The 25,814-nt window shown below is 42.5% G+C and carries 24 protein-coding genes; 10 read left to right on the top strand and 14 right to left on the bottom strand.

The features are described from left to right. A complete protein-coding gene (locus AC1DCV_RS06280; RefSeq protein ID WP_477022383.1) occupies window positions 1-306 on the top strand; it encodes a DUF493 domain-containing protein in 306 nt (101 codons plus the stop codon). Window positions 307-438: 132 nt separating this feature from the next. Further along, window positions 439-1,110 (top strand): YceI family protein, encoded by a 672-nt coding sequence (locus tag AC1DCV_RS06275; protein WP_477022382.1) that lies wholly within the window; start codon window positions 439-441, stop codon window positions 1,108-1,110. Window positions 1,111-1,216: 106 nt separating this feature from the next. On the opposite strand, the gene AC1DCV_RS06270 is transcribed toward AC1DCV_RS06275, so the two are convergent. From AC1DCV_RS06270 to AC1DCV_RS06230, 9 genes are all read right to left on the bottom strand, one after another. After that, a complete protein-coding gene (locus tag AC1DCV_RS06270; protein ID WP_477022381.1) occupies window positions 1,217-1,735 on the bottom strand; it encodes a hypothetical protein in 519 nt (172 codons plus the stop codon). Between the two features lie 89 nt (window positions 1,736-1,824). Next, window positions 1,825-2,817 (bottom strand): phosphotransferase, encoded by a 993-nt coding sequence (locus AC1DCV_RS06265; protein ID WP_477022380.1) that lies wholly within the window; start codon window positions 2,815-2,817, stop codon window positions 1,825-1,827. A gap of 178 nt (window positions 2,818-2,995) precedes the next feature. Continuing rightward, window positions 2,996-4,081 carry an NAD(P)H-dependent flavin oxidoreductase gene (locus tag AC1DCV_RS06260; protein ID WP_477022379.1) on the bottom strand — a complete coding sequence of 362 codons (1,086 nt, stop codon included), beginning with the start codon at window positions 4,079-4,081 and terminating at the stop codon, window positions 2,996-2,998. Between the two features lie 100 nt (window positions 4,082-4,181). After that, window positions 4,182-4,760: a Crp/Fnr family transcriptional regulator gene (locus AC1DCV_RS06255; RefSeq protein ID WP_477022378.1), complete on the bottom strand. Its 579-nt coding sequence runs from the start codon at window positions 4,758-4,760 to the stop codon at window positions 4,182-4,184. Between the two features lie 105 nt (window positions 4,761-4,865). Next, window positions 4,866-5,708, bottom strand: a complete 843-nt coding sequence (locus AC1DCV_RS06250) for an SDR family NAD(P)-dependent oxidoreductase (protein ID WP_477022377.1) — start codon at window positions 5,706-5,708, stop codon at window positions 4,866-4,868. Between the two features lie 24 nt (window positions 5,709-5,732). Continuing rightward, window positions 5,733-6,185, bottom strand: coding sequence for a nuclear transport factor 2 family protein (locus AC1DCV_RS06245; protein ID WP_477022376.1), 453 nt, complete (start codon window positions 6,183-6,185; stop codon window positions 5,733-5,735). A gap of 1 nt (window position 6,186) precedes the next feature. Then, window positions 6,187-6,921: an SDR family NAD(P)-dependent oxidoreductase gene (locus AC1DCV_RS06240; protein ID WP_477022375.1), complete on the bottom strand. Its 735-nt coding sequence runs from the start codon at window positions 6,919-6,921 to the stop codon at window positions 6,187-6,189. 4 nt (window positions 6,922-6,925) lie between these two features. Then, window positions 6,926-7,144, bottom strand: a complete 219-nt coding sequence (locus tag AC1DCV_RS06235) for a tautomerase family protein (RefSeq protein WP_477022374.1) — start codon at window positions 7,142-7,144, stop codon at window positions 6,926-6,928. 27 nt (window positions 7,145-7,171) lie between these two features. Then, window positions 7,172-7,690, bottom strand: coding sequence for a YceI family protein (locus AC1DCV_RS06230; RefSeq protein WP_477022373.1), 519 nt, complete (start codon window positions 7,688-7,690; stop codon window positions 7,172-7,174). A 294-nt stretch (window positions 7,691-7,984) separates the two neighbouring features. Between AC1DCV_RS06230 and AC1DCV_RS06225 the strand changes: the two genes are divergently transcribed. From AC1DCV_RS06225 to AC1DCV_RS06215, 3 genes are all read left to right on the top strand, one after another. Next, window positions 7,985-10,501, top strand: a complete 2,517-nt coding sequence (locus AC1DCV_RS06225; protein ID WP_477022372.1) for a DUF5686 and carboxypeptidase-like regulatory domain-containing protein — start codon at window positions 7,985-7,987, stop codon at window positions 10,499-10,501. A 199-nt stretch (window positions 10,502-10,700) separates the two neighbouring features. Continuing rightward, entirely contained in the window at window positions 10,701-11,540 is an 840-nt protein-coding gene (locus AC1DCV_RS06220) for a hypothetical protein (protein ID WP_477022371.1), read from the top strand. A 186-nt stretch (window positions 11,541-11,726) separates the two neighbouring features. Beyond that, the gene (locus tag AC1DCV_RS06215; RefSeq protein ID WP_477022370.1) at window positions 11,727-12,149 is read left to right on the top strand and encodes a VOC family protein; all 423 of its coding nucleotides are present in this window, start codon (window positions 11,727-11,729) and stop codon (window positions 12,147-12,149) included. Window positions 12,150-12,341: 192 nt separating this feature from the next. Here the strand turns inward: AC1DCV_RS06215 and AC1DCV_RS06210 are convergent, their stop codons facing one another. Beyond that, window positions 12,342-14,288, bottom strand: coding sequence for an acyltransferase family protein (locus tag AC1DCV_RS06210; RefSeq protein ID WP_477022369.1), 1,947 nt, complete (start codon window positions 14,286-14,288; stop codon window positions 12,342-12,344). A gap of 772 nt (window positions 14,289-15,060) precedes the next feature. Between AC1DCV_RS06210 and AC1DCV_RS06205 the strand changes: the two genes are divergently transcribed. The 4 genes from AC1DCV_RS06205 to AC1DCV_RS06190 all read left to right on the top strand — a co-directional run bounded on the left by AC1DCV_RS06205 (window position 15,061) and on the right by AC1DCV_RS06190 (window position 22,018). Then, complete coding sequence (locus AC1DCV_RS06205) at window positions 15,061-18,252, top strand: reprolysin-like metallopeptidase (RefSeq protein WP_477022368.1); 3,192 nt, start codon at window positions 15,061-15,063, stop codon at window positions 18,250-18,252. Between the two features lie 684 nt (window positions 18,253-18,936). Beyond that, window positions 18,937-20,277 (top strand): hypothetical protein, encoded by a 1,341-nt coding sequence (locus tag AC1DCV_RS06200; RefSeq protein WP_477022367.1) that lies wholly within the window; start codon window positions 18,937-18,939, stop codon window positions 20,275-20,277. A gap of 160 nt (window positions 20,278-20,437) precedes the next feature. Then, window positions 20,438-20,809 (top strand): hypothetical protein, encoded by a 372-nt coding sequence (locus tag AC1DCV_RS06195; RefSeq protein ID WP_477022366.1) that lies wholly within the window; start codon window positions 20,438-20,440, stop codon window positions 20,807-20,809. Window positions 20,810-20,887: 78 nt separating this feature from the next. After that, window positions 20,888-22,018: a 6-bladed beta-propeller gene (locus tag AC1DCV_RS06190; protein WP_477022365.1), complete on the top strand. Its 1,131-nt coding sequence runs from the start codon at window positions 20,888-20,890 to the stop codon at window positions 22,016-22,018. Between the two features lie 122 nt (window positions 22,019-22,140). On the opposite strand, the gene AC1DCV_RS06185 is transcribed toward AC1DCV_RS06190, so the two are convergent. The 4 genes from AC1DCV_RS06185 to AC1DCV_RS06170 form a co-directional block, all read right to left on the bottom strand. Next, window positions 22,141-23,145, bottom strand: coding sequence for a M57 family metalloprotease (locus AC1DCV_RS06185; RefSeq protein ID WP_477022364.1), 1,005 nt, complete (start codon window positions 23,143-23,145; stop codon window positions 22,141-22,143). A gap of 270 nt (window positions 23,146-23,415) precedes the next feature. After that, window positions 23,416-24,156 carry a hypothetical protein gene (locus AC1DCV_RS06180; protein WP_477022363.1) on the bottom strand — a complete coding sequence of 247 codons (741 nt, stop codon included), beginning with the start codon at window positions 24,154-24,156 and terminating at the stop codon, window positions 23,416-23,418. Window positions 24,157-24,226: 70 nt separating this feature from the next. Next, window positions 24,227-24,436 carry a carbohydrate-binding domain-containing protein gene (locus AC1DCV_RS06175; RefSeq protein ID WP_477022362.1) on the bottom strand — a complete coding sequence of 70 codons (210 nt, stop codon included), beginning with the start codon at window positions 24,434-24,436 and terminating at the stop codon, window positions 24,227-24,229. Continuing rightward, window positions 24,417-24,650, bottom strand: coding sequence for a hypothetical protein (locus AC1DCV_RS06170; RefSeq protein WP_477022361.1), 234 nt, complete (start codon window positions 24,648-24,650; stop codon window positions 24,417-24,419). Before AC1DCV_RS06170 ends, AC1DCV_RS06175 begins: the two co-directional genes overlap by 20 nt. Window positions 24,651-24,872: 222 nt before the next feature. Between AC1DCV_RS06170 and AC1DCV_RS06165 the strand changes: the two genes are divergently transcribed. Further along, window positions 24,873-25,769: a helix-turn-helix domain-containing protein gene (locus tag AC1DCV_RS06165; RefSeq protein ID WP_477022360.1), complete on the top strand. Its 897-nt coding sequence runs from the start codon at window positions 24,873-24,875 to the stop codon at window positions 25,767-25,769. Window positions 25,770-25,814: the final 45 nt, after the last annotated feature.

Raw genomic sequence — 25,814 nt, 5'->3', positions numbered from 1 at the left:
ATGTCTACAGGTGAAAATGGAAATGCCAACTTAAGCGGAGATCCATATGAAAATTTTCGTTCATTGTTACAGCAGTCAATTGTATTCCCCACTGAATATACCTTTAAGTTCATTATTAAGGCAGACGAGGATAAGATAGCGGAGCTGATGGCGATGTTTGCGGATGTTCAGGCAAAAATTACCACCACTGAGTCATCCGGAGGAAAATATAAGTCATTTACTGTAGTGGTGCCCGTTAAGGATGAAGAAGAAGTAATTTCATATTATAAAGAGGTGTCAACGATCAATTCAGTCATTATGCTATAGGGATGGCTTGTATATACGTCATATGTATATACATGAATTGTTATAATATTGACATATTTCGATGTGTTGCATCGTTGAATAGGTCCAATGCATTAATTTCGTGGACTTATATATACTACTTAATTGAAATTTATGAAGCAAACAGTTCCTGCTTTTATCCTGCTGCTCACATTGGCAGCATGTGGTGGTGCTTCGACCGATCAGGCGAAGACCGAAGACAAAAAAGAAGCAGCTGTGGCCGCGGGCACAGCTTATGCAATTGACACTACAACTACAGCTGTTCAATGGCGCGCTACTCACAAAGGTGGATTTGCTCCACGCTTTGGCACTATCAAAGTAGCAGATGGTAGCCTCAACGTTGAAAACGGCGCTGTTACCGGTGGTAGCTTTGACGTAAACCTGGCTACACTGGCTGCGGATCCGGCTTCTGTTACTGAGCCTGATAAAAAGGCTGCTGATCTGGAAGGTCACCTGAAAAGCCCTGATTTCTTCGACGTGGCGAAGTATCCAACGGCTAAATTCGTTATCACAGGTGTAGCTGCTTATGACAGCACCAAGCAGAAAAGCCTGCTTGCCGGCGCTACCAATCTTATCAGCGGCAACCTGACCTTGAAAGACAGCACCCTGAACATCACTTTCCCTGCACAAATCACTGTTGGCGCAAACGACGTTACTGCAAATGCAAAATTTGTAATTGACAGATCAGCCTGGGGTATCAGCTACAAAACTGAAGGCAGCCCTGAAAACTGGATGATCAGCAAAGATGTTGAAATTGGTTTCAGCCTGAAAGCAGTAAAGAAATAAATGCTTTATGATCGCTTAAGGTCCTGATCTATCAGTATCAAAAAAAAGCAGCCTGGCAATATTATTTGCCAGGCTGCTTTTTTTATTTGTCAACGCATTTTCTATATCATAAATCATGGGCTTTGTTAAATTCCTCACCGGCTTTATGAAGTAAATCATTTTTTTCACGAACCTCCCCGTTCATCTTCAGCTTTTCTTCACTCAGCTTTATTTGTTGGTCCTGTGCGTTTTTTATTTTTTCAGGGTTTGTATCGTGGGAAGCTTCCTGCGCCGCAATTTCCTGCCGGTCGAACAGTTGCAAATCTCTGAGGCTGGTATAAAAATTCAAGGCGGCTGTTTTTAGTTCAGCTCCCTGGCTGATTCCATCTGTCGACAAGGCGGTTATCTCCTTAATGATTTGATTAAATGCCTGTTCTTCTTTATCTATAGCGCGGTAGGCTCCTTTGAAATCGTTTTTTATCAGGCAGTTTAATTTCTCTTCGCCCGGCCCTCCTTCGGTCACCAGGATATTGAGTGCTGCATGTTCTTTCTGATCAATAACGGCTTTAAATTCAATGGCCTTCCTGGGTTTACAGGAGCAGAGACTGGTTAGCAAAAAGATAACAATGGCAATGGGTTGTTTCATTTCGATTTCTTTTAACGATGATGTTCATCGGAGGAAATCCCCGGAAAAGGCTAAAACTAAATATTTTTCCCTTCTTTGTAATCATCTTATTAAAGCCATTGGTAATTAGCCACCAGCTGCAATGAATCCTCCCATCGTTTCAGCTGTAAATTATGCAGCAACCTTTCCATATGAACAAACGCATACTGTTGCCTGGCGTCACTGTCTGCCAAACTTATTTCACCTGCCCGGATACCATCGTGAAATGTTTTGAAATCTGCCGGAACCTGGCCCGGATCAATGGACACACCTGCATTGGAGCATATTAACAGGAAATACGTAAAGTAAAACAGGTGAAGTAACTGGGACATTAGAAAGAAGCGGGCATGATGATATTCGTTTAACCCTTCACCAAAATAGGTGGTAAGATATTCTTTTTCTTCCTGCTCGTTGGTAACCACAAAGTTGGCAACAATGGCGAGGTCCAGGTAGCGATCGTTCAGGAACGCGGCTTCCCAGTCCACCAGCCATACCTTGTTTCCATCGAAAAGGATGTTTTCCGGCTTCAGATCATTGTGACAAGCTACCATGTCCTGAGCGTTGCGGGGATAAATACTTATTAGCCTGGCATACTGACGGAATAGTTCTGCCGTCATCTGCTCCGGGAGGATGTTGGCTGCCTGAAATTTTTTAAAGAAGCCATCGGCAGCATCCAGGTAATTTACCCGGAAAGGAAAGGGCGGCAGCGAATGCAACCGCTTCAGTAAATCAGGCAGCTTTATTCTCGCTTCCTCCAGCGGGAACGGTGTTGTTTCCACGAAACCGGTGATGGCGATTCTATCGGTGATGTTTGTGTACAGTACCTTTGGCGCAATACCCGCTTCTGCAGCGGCCTGCATGCAGGCATATTCATGCGTGGGATCACCCATAGGATCCGTACGGGTAATGATGCGGAGCAAATATGGTTTTCCCAAAACGAGTATCCGAAAAACAAGTGCAGTGGAAAGTCCGGTAGTCAGTTGACGGATGTCTTCAAATTCATTTACGCCAAATGTAGCATGCAGTGCATGTTTCACGGCAGTTTCTCTAGTTGCTGGAATCATAAAAGTTGGAAAGAAATGATTGAAAGCTGCTCAAATATATAGGAGCTTTTGCAATTTCCTTCACCTGAAAAAATATATTTTTTTGACTGAACTTTTATGGTGAAATGAATGTTATTCCAATACTATGGCTCGCCTTCGACAGGTGAAAATTCCAACCTTCCTTTCCTTTTAATGGTAATTATTTTTTCAGCTGATCGAAGTAGGCGGTCGTTTCTTCCTGTATGCTTTTCATCAGATCAGCCGCCTTTGTATGTTTTAATACCGGCGCTATCTGTCCGCCCCAGAAATAGATCATATCCCATTTTTCCTGTGCGATAGCTTCCTTTCTTACATGCGATATGAATTGGGTTTGAAGTGGGAAAGGGAGAAATCCATTTTCGGTATACATTAACTCTTCCGCGATGCGATTGGCGATTCCTCTGCCAAGTCTTCCTGTAAACGATCGTGATAAGGTGGTGTGCCGTGCAGCCTCTGAAAACAGCATTTGCTTATGAATAGCGGTCGCATTGGACTCTTCGCAGGCCAGGAAAGCGGTGCCTATTTGCACCGCATCTGCGCCGAGCGCAAGTGCGGCTGCAACACCTTTGCCATTGGCAATGCCGCCCGCAGCGATCACCGGTATTTTTACTTTTTCCCTGATGACCTGGATCAATACAAATGTTCCCATGGTAGATGATTCGGCGGATGCAAGGAATGACGGGCGATGTCCCCCGGCTTCAAAACCCGAGGCAATGATGAGATCTACTCCCGCTGATTCCAGTGCGATGGCTTCATCAAGTGTAGTGGCAGCTCCAATGGTAACGATGCCGAGCCGGTGGCACTGTTCCAGGATGTCTGCCGATGGGATGCCAAACACAAAGCTGAATACAGGTGGTTTCTGATACAGGATAACATCTACCTGGTTTTCAAAACGGGATTTGAACGGTGGCGGTTTTTCCGGCAATGGGATGCCCAACTCATCAAAGTAAGGTTTGAATAAAGTCCGGACTTGTTTAAACCGGTCATCTGAAACGGTGTCCTCCTGTACATCAGTATCCGATATCCACAGATTGATATTGTAAGGCTTATTGGTAGCTGCTTTTATTTGTTGATCTATCTGAATGATTTCCTGCGGACTTAATGTATAGGCGCCATAACCACCGAGTCCGCCGGCGTTGGAGACGGTAGATACCAGTTTCACAGAAGACAGGTTTCCGCCGAATGGCCCCTGTAGAACAGGATATTCAATACCCAGCATGTCCGATGCTTTTGTTTGATACCACATAATGCTAAATTTATTACACGACAAAGTACGGAAGGAAAATCGGGGTGATGGTGTGACCTGCATCACATTCGCGGGAGTGTTTATAGGTGCCGGTTACTGCTCAATCATTATACAACCGGCTGAGCGTTTCTCTTGAAACACCGAGATAAGCAGCGATCAGTTTTTTAGGAACCATATTATAAAGTTCGGGATAGAGTTTTAACAACTCTTCATACCGTTGTTTCACATTATTATTCATCAAAGACAACAATCTTTTTTGAGAGGCCACATATCCTTTATTGGTCCGCCACCGGAAAAAATGTTCCACTGCATGAATTTCACTACATAGTTTTTCCCGGTCACTATTCGTAAGACAAAGCACTTCTGCATCGGTAATACAGTCAACGTTGATAGTGGCATTGGTGTGATTGTATAACGCATTATAATCAGAGGTCCACCAGGTGGGCATGGCAAACTGCAGGATAAACATTTTCAGATCGTCATTGATGAAGAAAGATTTTAAACAACCGGAGATCACGAAGTATTCGCCATCTACCTGGGCACCTTCCGTAATGATGGCCTGTCCTTTTTTAAAATGCTGGCTTTTAAAATGAGAGAAGAAATAATCAAACTGCTCCTGCGGAAGCACGCTCATTCTATCTATATGAGTCTTTAAAATATCTTTAGCGTCTATTGCCATATAAGTGGTATTTCATACTACTTTTTTAAAGTTAAAGATTTTCAGATAGAAAATTATTATTGGCCTGGCGTTGATGCAAACCTGGTACCCGGCTTGCATCGCTGCTTATGATGGAAAGTCGGCTTTGATGGTAACTGATTTCCACTGTTCCAGTTCTGCCGACATGGCCGACAGTTTTTCTGATGCCCTGTTATAAGCATCTTTTCCCAGGAACAGGTGCATGGGGGGCTCGGGGTTTTCTGCCAGCTCTATGAAAATCCGGGCAGCCCGATCCGGATCACCTGCCTGTTGGCCGTTCATGGACAGGTAACGTTCCTGCGTATTTTTTACGGCCTCGTATCCCTCGATCCCGGAGGCGTTTAACGCAAGGGAGGTTGGTGTCAGGAAGCCGGTCCGGAAACCGGAGGGCTCCACTACGGTGACTTTAATGCCAAATTCTTTTACATCCAGTGCGATCACTTCAGAAAATGCCGCCACCGCTGCTTTAGTGGCCGCATAAACGGACCAGCCATGGGCGCCCGAAAACCCGGCTACAGAGCCGATATTGAGGATATAACCTGATCGCTGGCGGCGCATGACCGGCAGGATACTTTTGGTTACATTGATGATGGCCAGTACGTTTGTATTGAAGATGTTCTTCACCTCCTGTTCCGGTATTTCCTCCACTGTTCCCACCATGCCATAGCCGGCGTTGTTCACCACTACATTGATGCGCCCGAATGCCGACAGTGTTTGTTGAATAGCATCACTGATACAGTCCGTGTTATTCAAATCTACCGCCAATGGAAGAAAGCGCTCCCGGTCTATTAAGCCAACAGCCTGGCTTAGCTGATGTGCATTCCTGGAGGTGGCCGCCACCTGGTATCCGTTATCGAGCAGCTCTTTCACAAGGCTGAGTCCCAGTCCCTGGGAGGCGCCGGTTACAAACCATACTTTTGAAGTGTTCATCACTTAAATGTTAAGGTGTTTAATTTATTCCGTCACGTCAGTCAGCATTTTGTTCACGATCACCCAGCGGTTATCAATTTTGTGAAACGAAAGCAGATCGTAATAATTGAAATCATACATTTTGATATTGACTTTGGCAAATGCGATGGAGTTGATCACATCAACCGATAAGGTCGTTCCTTTAAAGGGCTTTCCGGAGTCCTTAGGGGGCTGACGATGCGCCACACCATCCAGGTATTGTTCAAGTGTTTTGGCGTAAGGCTGCCCTTTAATATCCCCGAATAATAAGGTGCCTGGATATAGAATTTTGCGCAGGGTGCTGATATCTCCGTTATAGAGCCCCTTGAAGTAGTAATCTTCCAGGGCCTGGGTGATGGCTGCTGAATCTTGTTGATGAGTGTCCATTTTCTTTGGGTTTTGCGCTTTTGCTACCAAAAATGCCAGTGATAGAAAAGCCGTCAATAAGTGTGTTTTCATATTAATTCAGATGATGACCAGCTGCCATACCACCGTCTACATTGATGATGGCGCCGCTGATAAAGTTACTCCTGGAAACGGTATATACCATTTGTGCGATGTCTGTTACTTCGCCTACCCGGTTGAGCAGGTGTAGGCCCGCGCTTTGGTCCGCATGCTCACCGTGCATAGGTGTGCGTATCACACCAGGGGCAATGGTATTCACTCTTATATTGTGTTTTCCGAATTCCGCTGCCAGTTGCAGGGTAAGTGCATGGATCGCTCCTTTGGAGGAAATCGGTGCTGTAGAAGGACCGCCACCAAGTGCATGGTTTACTAAGGGCGTACCGATATTGATCACTACACCATTATGCTGTTTGAGCATCTGCGGAATAATAGCCTGGGTGGTAAAGAAGGTACCTTTCAGGTTTGTATTCAGGAACCGGTCGAGATAGGCTTCATCTACCTCTAGGAATGGTCTGGTTTCATAGATGCCGGCGTTGTTTACCAGCACGTCTACCGCGCCAAATTTTTCTATGGCGGTTGCCAAAAGCCTGTCGCCGGTGCTTTTATTTGCCACAGTGCCTGCTACCATGGCCAGGTTGGGGCCTGCACCCAGCTCCTGGTACACCTGCGCGAGCTTTTCGGTGGTGGAAGAATTGATGATTACGTTGTCGCCGTTTTCGAGGAAATGACGGGCTATTTCTTTACCGATGCCAGAGGAGGCGCCGGTTACTATTACTGTCAGCTTTTTCATACTATTATTTTTTATCGGCGGTTATACCTTTTTCTCTCAGTACAGACACTTGTTCTCCGGCGTATCCCCAGTCATCCAGGTCAATTTCCTGGATCACCACATGGGTTAACAGGGGATCTTTATTTAACACTTCAGTGATCAGATTGGTTATCCCTTTGATCAGTGCCTGTTTTTGTTGTTTGGTTACACCTTCCCGGGTTACTTCTATTTTAACGTAGGGCATGGTTTAAATTTTTGTGCCGGCCACTGCTTATGCAGCTTTGGCGGTGATGTTGATGTTTAATTCAAAATCGTTGTAGATCAGGGTATCGCCCAAATCCCTGAAGAAATTCCCTGAGCGGAATCTTATCCCGTATTTGGTGCGATCAATGATCAGTTTGCCGGTGGCGGTTAACAGGTCGCCGTTTACCTGGAGCGTTGCATCAAATTCAACAGGATGAGTAATCCCTTTGATGGTCAGCGCGCCAGTCACATGATTGCCGGCAACAGACGTGATTTCCAGCGATGCTTCCGGGTAGGTGTCAATAGAGAAGAAGTCATCAGAAGCCAGGTGACCAGCGAATTGCGCATTGGTGGCGGGATCAGTTACGTCCAGTATTTTGATAGAGGTGGTATCGATAATGAATTTACCACCGGTGAGCTGGCCCTCATTCAAAATGATCTCACCTTCTTTTATGGCAATGGTACCATTGTGTGCCCCGGTTACCTTTTTGCCCACCCAGTCAATATTGCTTTGGGTATTTACGATGTCAAATTTTTGATTTTTCATTTTTGTAGTTTTTAATTGTACAGCAAAGATGAAAAGGATTTCTCAGGCGGTAGTGTGATCTGCATCACTATTAAAAAGCGTCATCGCGTATGTGATCCAGGTCACATAAGTGCACAACGCCATTGCGGGAGCAGTGGCGTTGCTGTATCGTAAGCTTTTTAAAGAGTCAGGGCCGGATTTTGGAAGGAAGGAGGGATACTATGCTGGCCCCTCATAGGGGGATATCTCGTTTCAAGCGTCATGCATATAACATCGTGGAATAAGTGGAATTTATGTGAGCTTCAAATTTTATGAATGTTTATTACCTGCAACTGTGCTGTAAATCGTTGGATTTTCTGTTGTTACCTGCTGCTTATTATTTTCCGTGTTGATGCGCAAAGCCCGGCCATCATCACCGGAAGGGTAGTTTCCGCTTTCTCGCAGGAGCCATTGCCTTATGCTACCGTATACTGGAAAGGAGGCGGCTACGGCTGTATGACCGACAGTGTGGGGTACTTCCATTTGAAGAAAAGTCATTATAACAACGATACGCTGATTGTCCGCTATGTAGGGCACCAGGTGTTATTGGTGCGTCCGGAAATAACCAGTAAGCCGGAGACCTTGTTAATTCAACTGGAACCTGCGGTGAAAGCCGGAGTGGAAGTAAAAGGGAAAACAAACAGGGGGCTGGTATGGTGGCGGCAGATTGTAGCGCACAAGCGGGAAAATGCGCCGGGATATTATGATACCTATTATGCAGAATTGTATAACAAGCTGGAAATAGACATTGCCAATCTCGACAAAACAAAATGGCAGCATTCAGGCACCATGAAGCCATTTAAATTTCTACTGGATCGGGTGGACAGCATTTCTGAAAGCCGGTCTTTTCTGCCTGTCTTTTTAAGCGAAACCATTTCCGACTATTATGTCACCACGTCGCCGCCGCGGGTAAGGGAAGAAATTAAGGCATTGCACAGTGGAGGGATCAGGAATGAATCAGTGATGGAATACCTTGGTGGCATCAACCAGAAAATTAATTCCTACCAGGACTATATGCAGATTTTCGGGAGGGAGTTTATAAGTCCGGTAGGTGCTACCGGCGACAAATACTATCATTATAAAGCATTGGATACAATGCTGGTGAATGGCGTGCCTTATTTTCATCTGGCCTTTACGCCTAAACGGGAAGGAGAAAATCTCTTTGACGGAGATTGCTGGATTCATGCTCCTACCTGGGCTTTATCGAAAATCAGCATGAATGTGAATGGAGCGGTGAACATTAATTTTGTTAAACGATTGGAGATAATCCAGGAATTCGGAAAAGGGAATGAAAAGGAGTGGATTGTATCGAAAGATAAATTTATTGTAGAGTTGGCGCCACTGGGAAAGGAAAAAAATACCTTTATTGCCCGCAAAACAACGCATTATCAGCAGGTAAAAATAAATGACCCTGGTGCCAGGATAAAGATTTCAGCAGGCCGCAATAAGGAGGACGTAGTGATTGCAGATAGCGCAGCTACTGCCGGCAGTGCTTACTGGAATCAGCACCGGCCGGAGACCCTCAGCAGCAACGAGGCGCTGGCGATGACATTGGTAGATACACTCAGAGCAATGCCGGCCTTTAAAAGTCTCAGTGATAAAATAACTTTTCTGTTAGACGGCCACTTAAAACTGGGTAAGGTGGAAATAGGCCCCTGGTATAAGTGGGTAAGCCGTAATCGGGTGGAAGGTGTTCGTTTGCGTTTTGATCTTGGCACCACGCCGGAATTTAACCGCAATCTGCGCTTTTCGGGCTACCTGGCTTATGGCACGGGTGACAAGGCACTCAAAGGAAAAGTAGCCATGGCCTGGAATCTTCCCGGGAAAAATTCATATAGTATATTTACTTCTTTCAAAGATGATCTGGACAACCGGCAGCGTGGATTTAACGGGGAGGAGGTTTCCCTGGATAATATCTTCGGGCAGGTAGTCAGACGCCGGGGTATTCCACAGAAGTTCATCCGGGAACGCGAAATGAAATTCAGCGTATCCAAAAAGTTGCCGATGAATTTTTCGGTGGAAGGTACTTTCCTGCATAGCAGCTTCAGTACCATGTCGCCGTTACCGCCTCACAAAATATTTCTGCCTGAAAATAAAGCCGGGAATGTTGTCAATGCTGAATGGCAGCTGAAGTTGAGGTATGCACTGGGGGAACATGAAATACGTACACCACGTAAAATACGGCGGATAAAAGGTAATCTTCCGGTAGTAGAACTTTTGGGTGGAGTAGCTGCTGCCGGCGTGTTTGGCAGCCAGTATGGATATGAAAGGGTTAGTCTCAGTATCAATCAGCGCTTCCGTATTCCGCGGTGGGGGCAGGTAACTTACCAGGTGTATGGAGGCCGGATTTTCGCAGATAAATTACCGTTTATGCTGTTACAGATACATCCTGGTAACGAGACTTATTACTATAATAAGGAGTCCTTTAGTTTGATGAATAAATATGAATTCATCAGCGACAGGTATGCAGGCTTTAACCTGGAACATAATTTCGATGGTAAATTGCTTAACCTGTTGCCATTTATGAGAAGAACTGGTATACGACAGTTCTGGAATGTGAAGTCTGTTGTCGGAGATCTCTCACGTGAAAATATTATTTATAATAAAATGGAATTCCCGGGTTATGGTATGCATTCCTTTAAAGGAAAGACTTACATGGAAATAGGAACCGGCTTTGACAATATCTTTCATTTCTTTCGGATAGATGCAGTCTGGCGCTTGTATCCGAATGGAGCAAGCAGCTCACAACGGTCAGGGTTTGGTGTTTTTGGAAGCTTCAGGCTGCAGTTTTAGACGGTGCAGGTTTTAGTCAAAAAAATCATAAATGCGGGACTCCGGTTCACGGACCCACTTTTTGTTGAAGAGATCCCATCTCCTGGCCAATTTACATGATCTCCCGGCCCCTCTCTTGAAATTTTTTTTACGCCGCGCATAGGGGTAAAGTAATTTCACAAACGTGTACTATTGGTAACCATAAATATTTTAGTACATCATGAAAAAGTATGTTAATCTGTTAGGGGCAGTGCTATGTCTTCTGATCGCTTCCCGCATTCCTTTAATGGCCCAGAAAGCCTCATTGACAAAAAGCAGCGTGGCAAAGGAAGACAGTGTACTAATGCTGAACGGCGAAACCAAACACGGTAAAATAACCGGTGTAGGAACAGATGTTGTTTTATTTGTACACAGCGGAGAAAAATTGGAATATTCTTTAAAAAGAGCAGACATCCATAAAATTGTGTTTGCCAGCGGCAGAACAGAAATTGTAACTGCTCCTGCCGTGGCGAAGTCTCCTTCCGACAACTATCCTCCCATGGAACATAACCTGATCGCTATATTGCCTTTTAAATACCGTAGTGTGGGAGAACCGCTGGAACAGATCAATGCAACCAAAGAAAAGCTGCAGGACGATACCTATTCTTACCTGAGCAAGCGCAATGGCATGTACAAATTCCAGGATCCACAAACCACCAATGCCTTGCTGATCCGGAAAGGTATTGACGAAAATACGATCAAGGCCTATACTTTTGATGAGCTGTGTAAAATACTGGGAACAGAATACATAGTACAGGGAGGTTTGTCACGCAGCAGCAAGGAAAATGTATCCAGTGCGGAAACGAAAACCGTCAATAAAGACGATGACCGCTTAAGACAGAACAAAGCCGCCAGCACGGTAGTGGAAAAGACTTACCAAAATGAGGTGTCTGTACTTATTTACAACCGGCAGAACGATAAAATATTCGACAATCACCGTACGGCCATTTTATCACAGGAAGATTCTTATAAAGATGCATTATTCTATATGCTGAAAAGATGCCCGATCTATAATAAATAGGAACCATGTATAAGAGAACGTCCCCCGGAAAGTGTCTGACTTTCCGGGGGCGTTTTTTTGATTAGCCTGGCAGTAGATCAGTTACACCATCCGGAAAATAATAAAGGGTATAAATAATATTTCGGTTTAGGCTGCTGACATAGGGTTGTCACATGGGCAGAATAGCTTTGTGTTATTCTAAACAAAATGAACAGTCATATGAATCTTTCTTCTATCCGTATTATTACCGCTGATATTAAACGCCTTGTTCAGTTTTATGAGAACGTCACCGGAATGCCATTTACCTGGTATACAGATGATTTTGCCGAGGTACGTACACCTCTTGGGGCTCTGGCTATCGGAAGTACACGCACCCTGGCCCTTTTTGGAGGAGATATGGTAGCCAGTCCGGCCAGCAACAGGTCGGTTATCATTGAATTCCAGGTGGAGGATGTGGACAAAAAATACGAGCAGTTGGCCGGCATACTGGGCGAGGAGGTTGTGCAACAACCAACGACTATGCCCTGGGGTAATCGTTCGCTGTTATTCAGGGATACGGATGGCAACCTGGTTAATTTCTTTACTCCGCTGTCGCAGGAAGCAAAGCAAAGAGTTGAAACAAAGTTGTAGAGAAGGTCTTACCTCTTATCGGATTCGAACTATCAATATTTGATAAAAAACCTGTAGTAGTTTATTGGATGCCCTTATAATATAAAAGCCGCTACTATAGCGGCTTTTATATTATAAGGACAACTGGAGATAACCAGTATAGTATGCTTTAAGCTCAAGTATGGGTAAAATATATCAGCATTTTTGTCGGCTTTAATTGTTCTTGAGCGATGTTTTTTCTGCATTTATATTTTCAGCAAGATGAGAATTGGGCAATATTTTTTTCTCGCTATTTCTAATTGCGGTTATAAATTTTGAACCTATTGAGTCAGCAAGTATTTTTTCTACTGCAATCTTTGCTCCATAACTAGTAATATGATTATAATCAAACATGTAAGGCTCAGCGTTTGGAGACGGTTGAGGCGCTGAATTATTGTAAATATTAACGTAAGAGGATTTCAGATGTTCCTTTAAGAAAATGTTGGTTTCAGTAGACTGCGCGAGTATATATTTCTTAGATAATTCTGTGTTAAATTCATTTTCCCAAGCCGCAATGTATGGGTATGACATGGTATATACTTCGCTTTGCCCTATTACAATGTATTTCAGATGAAGACTATCAAGAAAATGTAATGTAGTTTCAATTCTTTTTAATAATGTAACCTGATCTGACTCGTTTATCCACTTGGCGGTTATAATAACCCCATCAATTTCACTTGCATGTTTAACGAGATAGTCATAGTAGATATACGTCATAAAGTCTTTGCATCCTTCCAGTCCGTCAAATGGAATAAGGGGTCTGCAGCCCGTAGCTGTTGCCTGGTTTAACTGGATGCCCATTTTTGCAAAAGTTTTCCCCAGAATATATGTAAGGCCGGCAGCATGGCTATCACCTATCAGCAATACGTTTTTTGTGCTATCATTTATACCTAAACAGGTTTTACAGTTGAAATCATTTATTGTATTACCATTTAGTAAGAAACATTCTCCAACCCTTAACTCTTTATCCAATTGTTGTCTGTGATCATGCTCATATTGGGAAAGTTGGATACTTCTTGATTTGAACATAATACTATTGGCATTAGTGAACATTACCATTGTAGCTACTGCAGATAATGCCCCCATAGAGAGCAGGATCTTTTTGCTTCCGGAGTATTTTATTGTTTCGACATATCTATATGATAGAAAAGCCAATACGAAAGACAAAAGTATCTCTGCTGAAAGATTGGTCCAATTCCTGGGAATACCAATATACAAGGCAATTACAAAAACAGGCCAATGCCATAAATAAAGTGAATAGGAAATTTTTCCTATAAATTGAACAACTGCCGATTTCATTAGGTCAAGCCCAAGAATGGTGAGTTTGTTCATATTGGCAAAAATCACGAGGAAGGTGCCGATAACGGGTATTAACGTGTAAAATCCTGGCCAGGCCAGGCTCTTATTCATGAGTACCGCACTATATAGAATGAATATATATCCAGATATGGCGACTAATACTTTTTTCCTGTTGTCTTTCAATACGCCTTCGGTAAAGAACGCTATTCCTCCAACAAGCATTTCCCAGGATCTTGTAGGGAAGAAATAAAAAGAAGCACTTAAATCATACCTTGTAACAGCGAAGGAAATGAGGGTTAATAGCAGGGTTATCCCTGAAAATATCCATATAAATGTCCGATGGCTTTTCGTTATCTTACGCAGATAAACTAAAAAAACAGGGTATAGTAAATAGAATTGCCATTCAACTGATAAAGACCAGGTATGAAGTAGAACATTATTCTCAGAAGGTCCGGCAAAGTAGTTGGCATTTTTCCAATACAGCATATTCGAAACAAAGAAAATGCTGGCAATGGAGTTTTTAACTGTTTCCCTGTAATCAATAGGGAATGTAATAAAAAAACCAATTAGCAGAACAGTTCCCACAAGTAAAAGTAATGCCGGGGAAATCCTCTTTAGCCTTTTTGCATAAAAGTCTTTAAGCGAAAAATTACCCTGATCTAATGCCTCTGATATTATTCGTGTCATCAGGTATCCTGAAATAACAAAGAAGACATCCACTCCACTAAACCCACCTTGAAAATGAAGGATTCTATAGTGAAAGAAAACAACTGACAATACCGCAATAGATCTTAATGTGTTTATATCAAGTCTGAATTTCATAAGCTAGTGACAAATAAAAATATAGTATTAGGCAATACAGGACCTATAAGAAATTATTATTTAAGGGGGCGAAGGTAAGCAATTTATTGATTTGCCTACCAATAGGTTAACAGAATTGACGATTGAATATTATGAGTCCAGATAAGTGTGTAGGCATCTAGACTATTTCGGTTGAACGCATCTGTCATGGGCCCTCCCGTAGAAGCCCGAAATACCTGGATGTATCTTGTTTTACCTGCATTAAAAAAGAGTAAATTAAACCTGGGGCTCACTACCTTGCCAGGTAAAAATGAATTATTTTTTTGTGATATATGTATGGTAGAAGATCGCTTATGTATGCAAGCAATGATGTTAAACAGGGATAATCAATGGCCAATTATTAATGGTGATAGCATCATTTGTGGTAATTCGTGTTTTAACCGGTTGCTGCCTGGTAGATCAGGTCTTTCCGATAAAGCTTATACTAACTCGCTGGAAGCAATCGTCCCGGCAACTTTTTTTAACAAATCCACAACCGGATATCATCTCATTATTTTTTGATTCAAGGTGGGTGTCTGCATTATCACTTTTCAATAACCATTTTTCTCTTGCTTCTTTGTATATATCATCTAAATTTTTAAGGGGATATTTCGGTTCATACGAACTTCGTTGGCGTTAAATATTTTATCGCCCTTAACATATAATATCGCATGTCAATAGAATTGCGATCGCAGGGAGTCAAACTACATTTATAATGTTAACCGTTTGTTGAGCATTAAAATCTAAACTATCCATGAGAAAAGTTTTACTCTTCGCAGCAGCGTTGCTGTGCAGTACCGTAGCGTTTGCACAGGACTACTGGAGGGCACATACAGATGCCGCCAGAATTACCACCGACAAAGCCGTAGCCCGGCTTGCATTTCCGACGAATTTTAAATTGTTTGACCTGAATTTCGCTCCTTTGCGGAATGAGGTATTCAAGGCTGTCGGTAATAAGTCAATACATGCAACAATTATCTCTCTGCCTAATGCAGACGGGCAAGTTGAACAGTTCGAAATTATAGAGGCTTCCAATTTCGAACCTGCATTGCAGGCTAAATTCCCGGAAATAAGGGCATTTTCCGGAAAAGGTATTACCGATAAGTATGCCACATTAAAGTTGAGCATTTCTCCGCAGGGGATACAAGCGATGATCTTCCGTACGGGAAAGGAAAATGAATTTATTGAACCTTATTCTGCAGACCATACTGTTTACACAGTATTCAAAAAACAGCCGAAGACTTTACCCTGGAAGTGTTCTACTCCGGAGCAAAAAATGGCCACTAATATAGGTAATCGCTTACCTGATGTGACTGCAAGAAACACCGGTGATATGAAAACAATGCGGCTGGCTCAATCAGTTACCGCCGAATACTCCAATTATTTTGGAGCCACCAGTGCTTCACAGGTTTCATTGGTACTGGCGGCTGTTAATGCTACGCTTACCCGTTGCAACGGTGTTTATGAAAAGGACCTGGCTATCCATCTTAACCTGATCGCGGCAGCCACCAATGTGTTTTATTATAATCCTTCAACAGATCCATATTCTGACGCCAGCTCAGGTGCCGGTGGAGCGTGGAACGGTGAGCTACAAAGCACCCTTACTTCTGTGATTGGTGCTGCGAATTATGATATCGGCCACCTGTTCGGTGCATCCGGCGGTGGCGGTAATGCCGGTTGTATCGGCTGTATTTGTGTGGACAATTCAAAAGGAAGTGGCTTTACTTCTCCCGCGGATGCTATTCCACAGGGAGATAATTTTGATATCGATTATGTAGTACATGAAGTAGGACACCAGTTGGGAGCTAACCATACTTTTTCCATGAGCAATGAAGGCACAGGCGTTAATGTGGAACCTGGTTCAGGTATTACTATTATGGGGTATGCCGGTATTACCAGCCAGGACATTGCTCCACATTCAATTGATATTTATCATGCTGCTTCCATTGCACAAATCCAGTCTAATCTTTCCAGCAAGACTTGCCCAATAACTACCAGTATAGCCGGCAATAACGCAACACCCGTTGCCAATGCCGGAGGTAATTTTACTATTCCTATCAGCACCCCGTTTGTGCTTACCGGTTCAGCTACTGATGCTAATGCCGGTGATGTGCTGACTTATTGCTGGGAGCAAAACGATAATGCTTCATCTTCACAAACAGGATCCAGTAGTGTGGCCAGTCCTACCAAAGCATCTGGTCCCAACTGGATATCGTTTGCACCTGGTACATCTCCAATAAGATATTTCCCCAAAATGGCCACCATTCTTGCCGGCGGTTTAGTGTCCGGCCCATTGCCTGGTGGTGATGCAGGAGCTAATACGGAAGCATTGAGTTCCGTTTCAAGAACTTTGAAGTTCCGGTTAACGGTAAGGGATAATGCTCCTTATAGCTCTACAGCTCCGGTAACTATCGGGCAGACCAATTTCGCGGATATGACCGTAACCGTGAGCAATTCATCCGGGCCTTTTGCAGTGACGGTTCCTAATACGAATGTATCATGGGCCGGCAATTCATCACAAACCATAACATGGAGTGTAGCGAATACCACGGCGTCACCTGTTAGTTGCGCCAACGTGAAAATATCCATCTCTACAGACGGAGGCACAACATTCAGCACATTGGTGGCCAGTACGCCCAATGACGGCAGTGAGGTGGTAACTATTCCTAATACACCCACTACCACCGCAAGAATAAAAGTAGAAGCCGTAGGAAATATTTTCTTTGATATTTCCAATACCAACTTCACTATTACCTCCGGTTCATCCTGTGCTTCTCCGGCAGGGTTAAATGCTTCTGCTATTACTACTACATCGGCAACAATAGGATGGACAGCAGTAAGCGGCGCAGTATCCTATGATGTGGACTATAAGGCTACCTCATCTGGTACATGGATCAATGCAGCAACGGGAACAACAGCCGTTTCTTTGGGCTTAACAGGTCTTACAACAGGAACTACTTATGATTACAGGGTAAGAACCAATTGCAGCAGCGGTAGCAGTTCTTATTCAGCTGCGCAGTTTACGACCACCTCAACAGGCACCTGTAACGCGCCTGCTGGTTTAACCAGTTCCGCTGTAACAGCTACCGGAGCTACTGTTAGCTGGACTGCTGTAAGCGGCGCCCTGAGTTATGATGTAGATTATAAGATTAATTCATCCGGTACATGGACCAATGCCGTAACCGGAACTACTTCTACTTCTGTTAATTTAAGCGGATTAACATCCGCCACATTGTACGACTGGAGAGTAAGAACAAATTGTTCAAGTGGCAACAGTACATACACTGCTGCACAGTTTACTACCTTAACGACAGGAGGTTGTTCCAATGTATTGGATAATTCAACCAATGGCACCATTGGCGGCGCAGCCACCATTCCATTTAATACGGATGTCACTGGTCTCATCAGCCCGAGTGGTGATATTGATAATTATAAGTTTGTAATCACTACAGGCGGTACTATTACGATTACATTGCGCACATTGCCTGGCGATTATGACCTGAAACTGTTGAACAGCGCAGGTACACAGATTGCTATTTCACAGGCAGGTGGTACCAGCAATGAAACCATCAGCAGAACCGTTGCTGCGGGTACCTATTATGCACAGGTGTACGGCTATAGTGGAGCCAACAGTAGTACTACTTGTTATACATTGCGGGTACAATTAGGTACTGCCAGTCGTGCAGCTGATCTTATTACCACCGATGTGAAAAAAGTGATTGTATATCCTAACCCTGCCAATAATATAGTGAATATTAAGCTTCCGGATTTCAAAGGAAAATCAGACGTTAGTATATTGGATGCGAACGGAAATGTGGTATTGCATCGTGTAGTGAGCACAGCCAGCACGCAGCTTGATATTTCCGGATTGCCTGCAGGTGTTTATATGGTAAGGATTACAGATGGAATAAAAGAAGTGAGTACAACGAAGATTATTAAACAATAAAGACAAATACAGATTCCGTTACCGAAAAGCCAGTGCCTGGAAAGGCACTGGCTTTTTTAAAATAAATTAATAAGCTGGTTTGTAAAACTGAAAATAAACGATGGGTATCATATATTGATCTTATTTCCGGTTATTTGGGCGAAACTAATTTTGGGATATTGTAATATGGAATAAATTATCCTATATTTAAGTGCTATATTTAGATGAATCTTATCCGGATTGAAAACGTTAGTAAAGAAATAAAATATCTTTAAGCCCCCGGCCTGTCAGCTATAGACATGCCAGGAATGATTCCACGAACATTAGTTCCAGCTTGTATTTGAAGAAATTAAGATTGTAAAATGATGTAGAGATGCGATTGTGCTGTTATGTGGTGCCAATTTTTTATTTGCCGCATAGATGGCTGGTCTCCATCAAAGTTTCAAAACATCTTTATCTATTGGTATTTTATTATTTAGCCCAATAATATCATACCAGATAATCATCCACTTCTGATAATATGTTTATCCAATGATGCCTGAGTACTATTCTGATAGCGTAGCGATCTTAGATGAGTTTCACCTGAGTAAAACGGAGGGACGGAGTGATTCCCGGTTTGAACAGGGAAGTTGTGTTCATTCATCAGCATAGCACCACCGCTATACTAACCATCTTTAGATTTTATTTTTTGACAACTTTCGTTTTATGAATCACAACGTTAGTGCTGTTTCCACGCAGCGTATATTTCCACGGCTAAAAGAATTCGTTGTTGTTAATAATGTAATGGCATCTGTGTCTGCATTAGTGTTTTTAACGCTGCTGGTTTACTCTCCCGTATTTTCTCATCAATTTCAAACGCATTGGGATGATCAATGGGTGGTGATTAATCCGTATACGGAAAATGGGTTGAATGTACAAAACCTATGGGCCATTCTGACCGAATTTTACAAAGGACAATATGCACCTCTTAACCAACTATCATATACAATATTATATTCCGCATTTGGCTATAACCCGTTTTGGTTTCATTTGGCTGGTGTGATGCTGCACCTGTGTAATGTGTTGCTCACCTATTTTCTCATCCGCAGCATTTTAATTCAATCAGGGCGTTTTAAACAGATTTCCATCACAAGGATTTCATTTTTCACCGCAGCTATCATGGCCCTTCATCCGCTGCTGGTGGAGTCGGTGGCATGGATATCGGCGTCAAAAATTCTTGTTTATAGTTTCTTTTACCTGGTTGGCCTCCTTTTTTATCTAAAGTATGTGTCATCAAATAAAATGATGTATTACTTACTTACAATACTTTTTTTCATCTTTTCCTTTGGTGGAAAAGAACAGGCGCTAACATTTCCGGTATGCCTGCTGTTAGTTGATTACGCCGTAAACAGGAGCCTGAAGAATAAATGGGTGTGGATGGAGAAAGTACCACTGTTTATGCTGGCATTCGTAATGGGGTATATTACTTTGCTTTCACAAAGCGCAGATAAGGTTGGGTTACTTTCCAATGCGCGCCATTATCCATTTTACCAGAACGTTATATTTGCAAGCTATTCAACTACTGAATACCTGGTGAAATGCCTGATCCCCGTTAAATTAAGCTATCTATATGTTTTTCCCAATGCTATCGGGGAGGAGGTACCTAAAAGATTTTGGATATACCCTCTGCTGTTGCTGATCATATTGTTTTCGTTCTGGGATTTCTGGAAAAAGCGATGGGTCTTTTTGGGTATTGCATTTTTCATGATTCACATTGGGATGGTGCTCCATATCATTCCCATGTCCAGATTTGCAATTGTTGCAGACAGATATGCCTACATCGCATCCATCGGAATATTTTTTTTAGTAGCATTTTTTGCAGATAAAGCACTTGACCATACAAAGTATAGCAAACTGACGCTGATCCTGGCTTTTTTATACGTCCTCTCTATTGGAATTTACGCACATGAGCGTAGTAAAGTCTGGCGAAACAGCGATACACTTAAACAGGAGTTAAAAGACTTACTTGAGAAAGAAAATGCTTCACCAGATAATCCACCAAAATGACACACTCCATGAATAATATAAGTGAGCACGGATCTGACCTGCCAGGGATAACAGTGGAATTATTTTTACTACAGTGTTGGTGACCCCAAGGGGGTCTAATTATACTTTACACACAAACAGCAAGGATTAATCAAGGATATTTTAATTTAAAATTATAACCATGAAAAAAATACTTAAAATCGCTGGCGGTATTGCCGTAGTAATAATATTGGTTTTCAACCTGCAGTATGCGCTTATTAGCTTTGATATTACAAATTCTTCAAACAAAGCATCTGCGGCATGGGTGGATACAAATGGTAATGGTAACAGGTATTGTGGATTTACCGGTGACAGGACTTTCCGGACCGGATCCTGGGTTTGGGTAGATGACAATTACTATGCTGTAGTTGAACACTGGATTGGTTACGACACCGGTTATTATGTATTTTATCCTAATAACTCAGGAAATCAGTGTGGCGCCGAATCCAACCCGTTCAGGCCGCATAATAATTACCATGATGTAACTAATATTCCACCTACGCAGGTACCTTAATGACTTTTATTTTAAATCTGCCATCCGATCCGGGTGGCAGATTTACCCGTATTCCTGAGCTGACTCAATCATCTATCAATGAAGCAACACCTATTGATCCTTTTGATACTGCTATTAGCCTCCTGCATTCAAAAAGGGAGTAACGGCAGGTACGACCTCCCCACTACAAAAATTAAAATAACTCCCCTGGATAGCCAGTCTGTGTTTATAGAAGATATCGCTGACAGTGTCTATTCTATTCGTTTGAAAACTACCAAAGACTTTTTCATTAATTATATCTCCAAATTTTTTGTGACCGACAGCCTGATCATTATAGCTGATGGTTCGCAAAGCGCTGTCATGATATTTGATCAACACGGTGTTCCCAAAACAAAAATTTATCAGTCGGCAAATACGCCTGATCAGTATGCAAGCATGACAGATGTTATTTATGATGAGCATCAACACCAGGTTGAAATATTAGATTTGAGCGTGAATAAAATATTCAGGTATGACATCAGTGGGAAACTAAATGATGTGGTTGAAATTATAGGTTCCAGGTACTTTGGGCTGACCTTTGCAAAAGGTAAAGAAATGTATGTAAGCGAGATTGTCAATAACAATAAAGAGATGACAAGGCTTAGGATCTACCGGGAGAAAGGCCAGATGGTGACCTATCATTCCCAGGAACTCTCCTATTTTCCGCTCATCCGGGAACTTGATATAGCTTTCCCTCATCAGTTTGAGAACTATAGGGATTCGGTTTTCTACTTTCCGCTGTTAGATGATAAAATTTACAACATAACGCTGGATGCGGCAACACCTATATACCAGATTGATGCGCCAAAAGAAAATATGATAACGGACGAAATGAAAGCTATCAAAACTGTCAGGGATCATTTTGCTTATTGGAAAAAAATGGAAGCTGCTGATATTATTTATGATAATAACTCCTTGTTTATTACAGACGAGTGGGTGTCGTTCAGGTATAGTTTCCAGTCAAGAATCAGCCCCAGAAATGTATTCTTTTCAAAGAAAACAGGGAAGGTACTTCAGTTGACAACATTTAACAGTAGAAAAGATACTGCTTTCCATTCGCGGAATAGAATAATAGGGAAGTTGCGGGACTATTTTGTAATGAAGGTTCCTCCGTTGATGCCGCCAGTACCGGGAAGCGATGCGGTACATGAAGATGTCAGTTTTATGTTTTTTAAACTAAAAGCTTTTTGAGCTTTCCTCGGCAAGATCTGGTATATATCAAATAAAAACAGCCTGGCACACGAAAGTGCCAGGCTGTTTGGGTAAAATTAACCTGCCTTTATATGCTCTTTCATAATGGGAGGTGATGGCCGTTATGGTAATACTGCGCAAACGCCATTGAAATATTCAAAGTAGTTACCGCTTACGGAACCATCACTCCATTCATAATGGTAAGTTCTCTTGCAGCGCGGATGTCCGCCAACTGATGAATTCTGTACATCGGTAATAATTTTTGTTCCTGTCCGGCATATACCATTAATTAACTTTTTACCTTCACCAACACAAGGGGGAGGAGGACCATAAAGGTAATTGATCGCGATGATGTCATTGGCGTTGAATGGCCGGTCGCCACCGCTGGTACATGCCAGCATCCAGCTGTTGGGATCTTCAGCTGTAGGTGTTCCCGGGATATTGATAGCTCCTACACCGGCATCTCCTTCATTGCCACCCCAGCCGCAGCTGTAGGTACGGTTGAAATAATCAGTATGCCGGAAGCCTATACAATGCCCTATTTCATGTGCAATGATGGTAGTTATATAGCCCTGGTCGGGATTGTTGCCAATGCTGTTGGCATTGAGCAGGATGGGGCTGGGAGGGGTGCCGTTTGCATCCGGAAAACCGGCAGATTGTCCCAGTACATTGGGATCATTGAAAATACCTCCGGCAATATCAATATTACCATTGGCGGCTACACGCTGAAAGGTGAGCCGGAGATTAAGTGCATTGTAACGCGCTATTGCTGCATCGGCAGCGGTAGTATAAGCTGGTGGCAGGTTGGTTACAGAAATGGTAATAACTCTGGGGAGGCCGGTAATCAGGTTAGTGGTTCTGTATTGTTCTGTATTAGCCACATGTAGCTTTTGTAGTGTCGCCGCCTGATCAATTTTTTCAGCTGTCAGAAAGATATCGCCTTCAACAATATATCCGTTTTTTGATCTTATTACATGTTGTGTATTAAATCCCTGTGCCTGTAACTTTTTTATTACGTCCGAAGGAATGTCTTCTTTTGCGGTAGATGACTGATCATGTTTGGTACAGGAAAAAAATAAAGTGAGGGCAATCCCGCATATAGCGAGCCCACTGATAAAAGTTTTCATAAATGAAGGTTATTTGAAAGGTGATTGAATTGAGTATAAAGACAGATGGCATTGCGGATAACAAATTAAAAGGGTATACAATGATTTGGTTAACTTCACTTTCCCAGGGCAGGAAGTGGCATGAATTATAAAACGGGCGATAGGTCACTTCCCTGTAAATACAATAGTACAAAAAATAGACTGATATTTTTTCAAATGAAAACGAATTAAAAATATTGACCTTTATAGGGATATAGCCATATTGTTGTGAAGCCTGCGCTGCGTTGCAAATTATTCACGAAAGTAATTCATGACGATTTTACTAATGATATCTGCTTTATTAAGAACCATGAGATGTCCGCCGCCCTTAATGCGATAATCAGGATGCACAAACCTGGTGGCTATTACCCTGTCAGTAGTCCCATGTATTTGAATAGTTCTCTCAGGTGCTTCTTTATTATCCCAATAAGCAATCCCTTTCAATGCCCAACGAAAAAAAGAAACGTCTGTATCCTGCAATAATTTCGTTAATGTCTTCTTATCATTCGGTGACCAGGCACCAAAATAACGATAGGTGAGAAAGTTGGCATGCTTTATCAGTGAACCGGGAATGATTCGATACAAACCTAATTTCATGAAAAAAAACTGAATTTTGTTCAATTCACTCTTTGTTCTGACCGAAGAGATCAATACCATTTTTTCTACCCTTATCTGTTTGGATACTTCCACTGCGATGATCCCTCCAAAAGAAAGCCCGATTATATACGGGTTTTCAACGGTGATCTGGTTTTTTATCCTGCCTGCATACTGCGTTAATGACTCATTGGGTAACGCCGGGATCCAGGAGATGTAAATTTTATGATAACCAGGGAGCTTCAGATTCTTAAATATGGTTGAATCTGCCCCGATACCACTGAAAAGATACACCGTTTTTTGTGCTGTTTTAGCTGTATCCCCCTGGGGGCGGGCGGCCACCAGGAAGCTACTGAACATAAATAATACAGAAAAAATCACTTTCACACGTTGCGCCATAGATTTCCTTATTTACTCGCCTCTTTTTTACGCATAATAACTGGCGATATTAATGAAAAAAAGTCAATCGCTAAACCATAGCGTTATTTAACCCGGGTTTCAAGAACCGTGCTAAATGAGGCAGATTTTTCATTTTTCCAGGCGTAAAGTAGGAAACCGCCTCCATGAAGTTATGAGACGGCTTTTTGGGGATACTATAATAGCGTACCTGGAATTTGCTGTTGCCTTCGTGAAAGGGAAGCTCTCTCCATTCCAGCCATTCACTGGCCTGGGTCCTCAATGGTTTTTTTCAGATTTCCTTTGGTATCAATCAGCACCAGAAAATCTTTTTGGTCACTCACTGTTTTAAACCAACCATGTTTATAGATATAAATGCCATTGGGGGTATTTTCAAAAGACAGGCTTCCCGTATAACCGGTCCCGACAAAATAGTGCAGGCCTGGTGCTCCTGCTGAAGAATTTTCATTTCTGAGCGTAAAGCCTCTTTTAAGCATTTCCCATTCTTTCTTTTCAAAAAATGTTTTTGCTTATTCTTTTGTTGTCACTTTCGTTTTTCCACGCGTTCCATTTTCAATGACCACCTTGAAAAATCTCAAAATATGCATAAAAAAGCCTGATGTTTGAAAAATTCATTCATTGCCTGAAATATTGCAGAATATACTTCTTATTTTTATCGCCAGATTATTTTCTGTTAAAGGAATTGATATGACGGATTCATGAAAATAAAAGCAGCCCTTCCTTATTATACCGAGATAAACGATTTCCTGGCATCTATCCCCTGGCCGGGGCGGACGGACAATCCGGACTTTTATTGTTTGCGTTTAAAAAAGCTTGAAAAAGATGTGCAGGTTTACCGGCCGCCTTTTAAGCGGTCATTCTATTTCCTGGCATTGCTGTTCAATTCAGGTAGGATACAGGTGAACTATGGCGATCAAACTGTTCAGGACCCGGACTCTTATCTCGTTCTCCATTCGCCTAACCTGGTGTATAGTTTTGCGCATAACAACGGGTTAGAAGGGTATATTATTTACTTTAAGCAGGAATGCTTTTCCTTCTTCAAGCCAGATTTTCACCAGCAGTTCCCTTTATTTGATCCGTTGCACACCAACCTTTTTATGTTTGACCACGCCACATTTGAGCAATTGGCCCCGCATTTTGAAGCGGTGTTTAGTGCATATGAAGGGTCGGCCAAATCACAGCATATGGAAGCAAGGTTAAAACTCTTAGGGCTGCTGTACCATTTGGAGGAATTTAGTCTTGAAAAGAAAAAGGAAATCCGCCTGGCTACAACACAGCAAATACTCCTGCGTAAATTTACCCAGTTGATCGACAATCATTATATCGATAAACGCACGGTGCAGGAGTATGCAGATATGCTTTCTGTTACTGCTAATTACCTTTCACAATCTGTTAAGCAGGTTTCAGGTAAAAATGCACTTACTTTTATAGCCGATCGACTGGCCAGCGAGGCAAAGTCGCTTATACGGTACACTGATTTTGAGATCGCCGAAATCGCCTATCAGCTCAACTTTTCAGATCCGGCCAACTTTGGCAAATTCTTTAAAAAACAGGCTGGCTTGTCACCTTCCGAGTTCCGAAAACGGCATAAGTGATTAAATCTACCTGTTTATCCAAGTTTTCGACCATCTCTTTTGCGA

The sequence above is a fragment of the Chitinophaga sp. 10T418 genome, from assembly GCF_056394125.1.
Note: the sequence above shows the minus strand (reverse complement) of the source record. Positions and strands in the feature narration are given on the sequence as shown.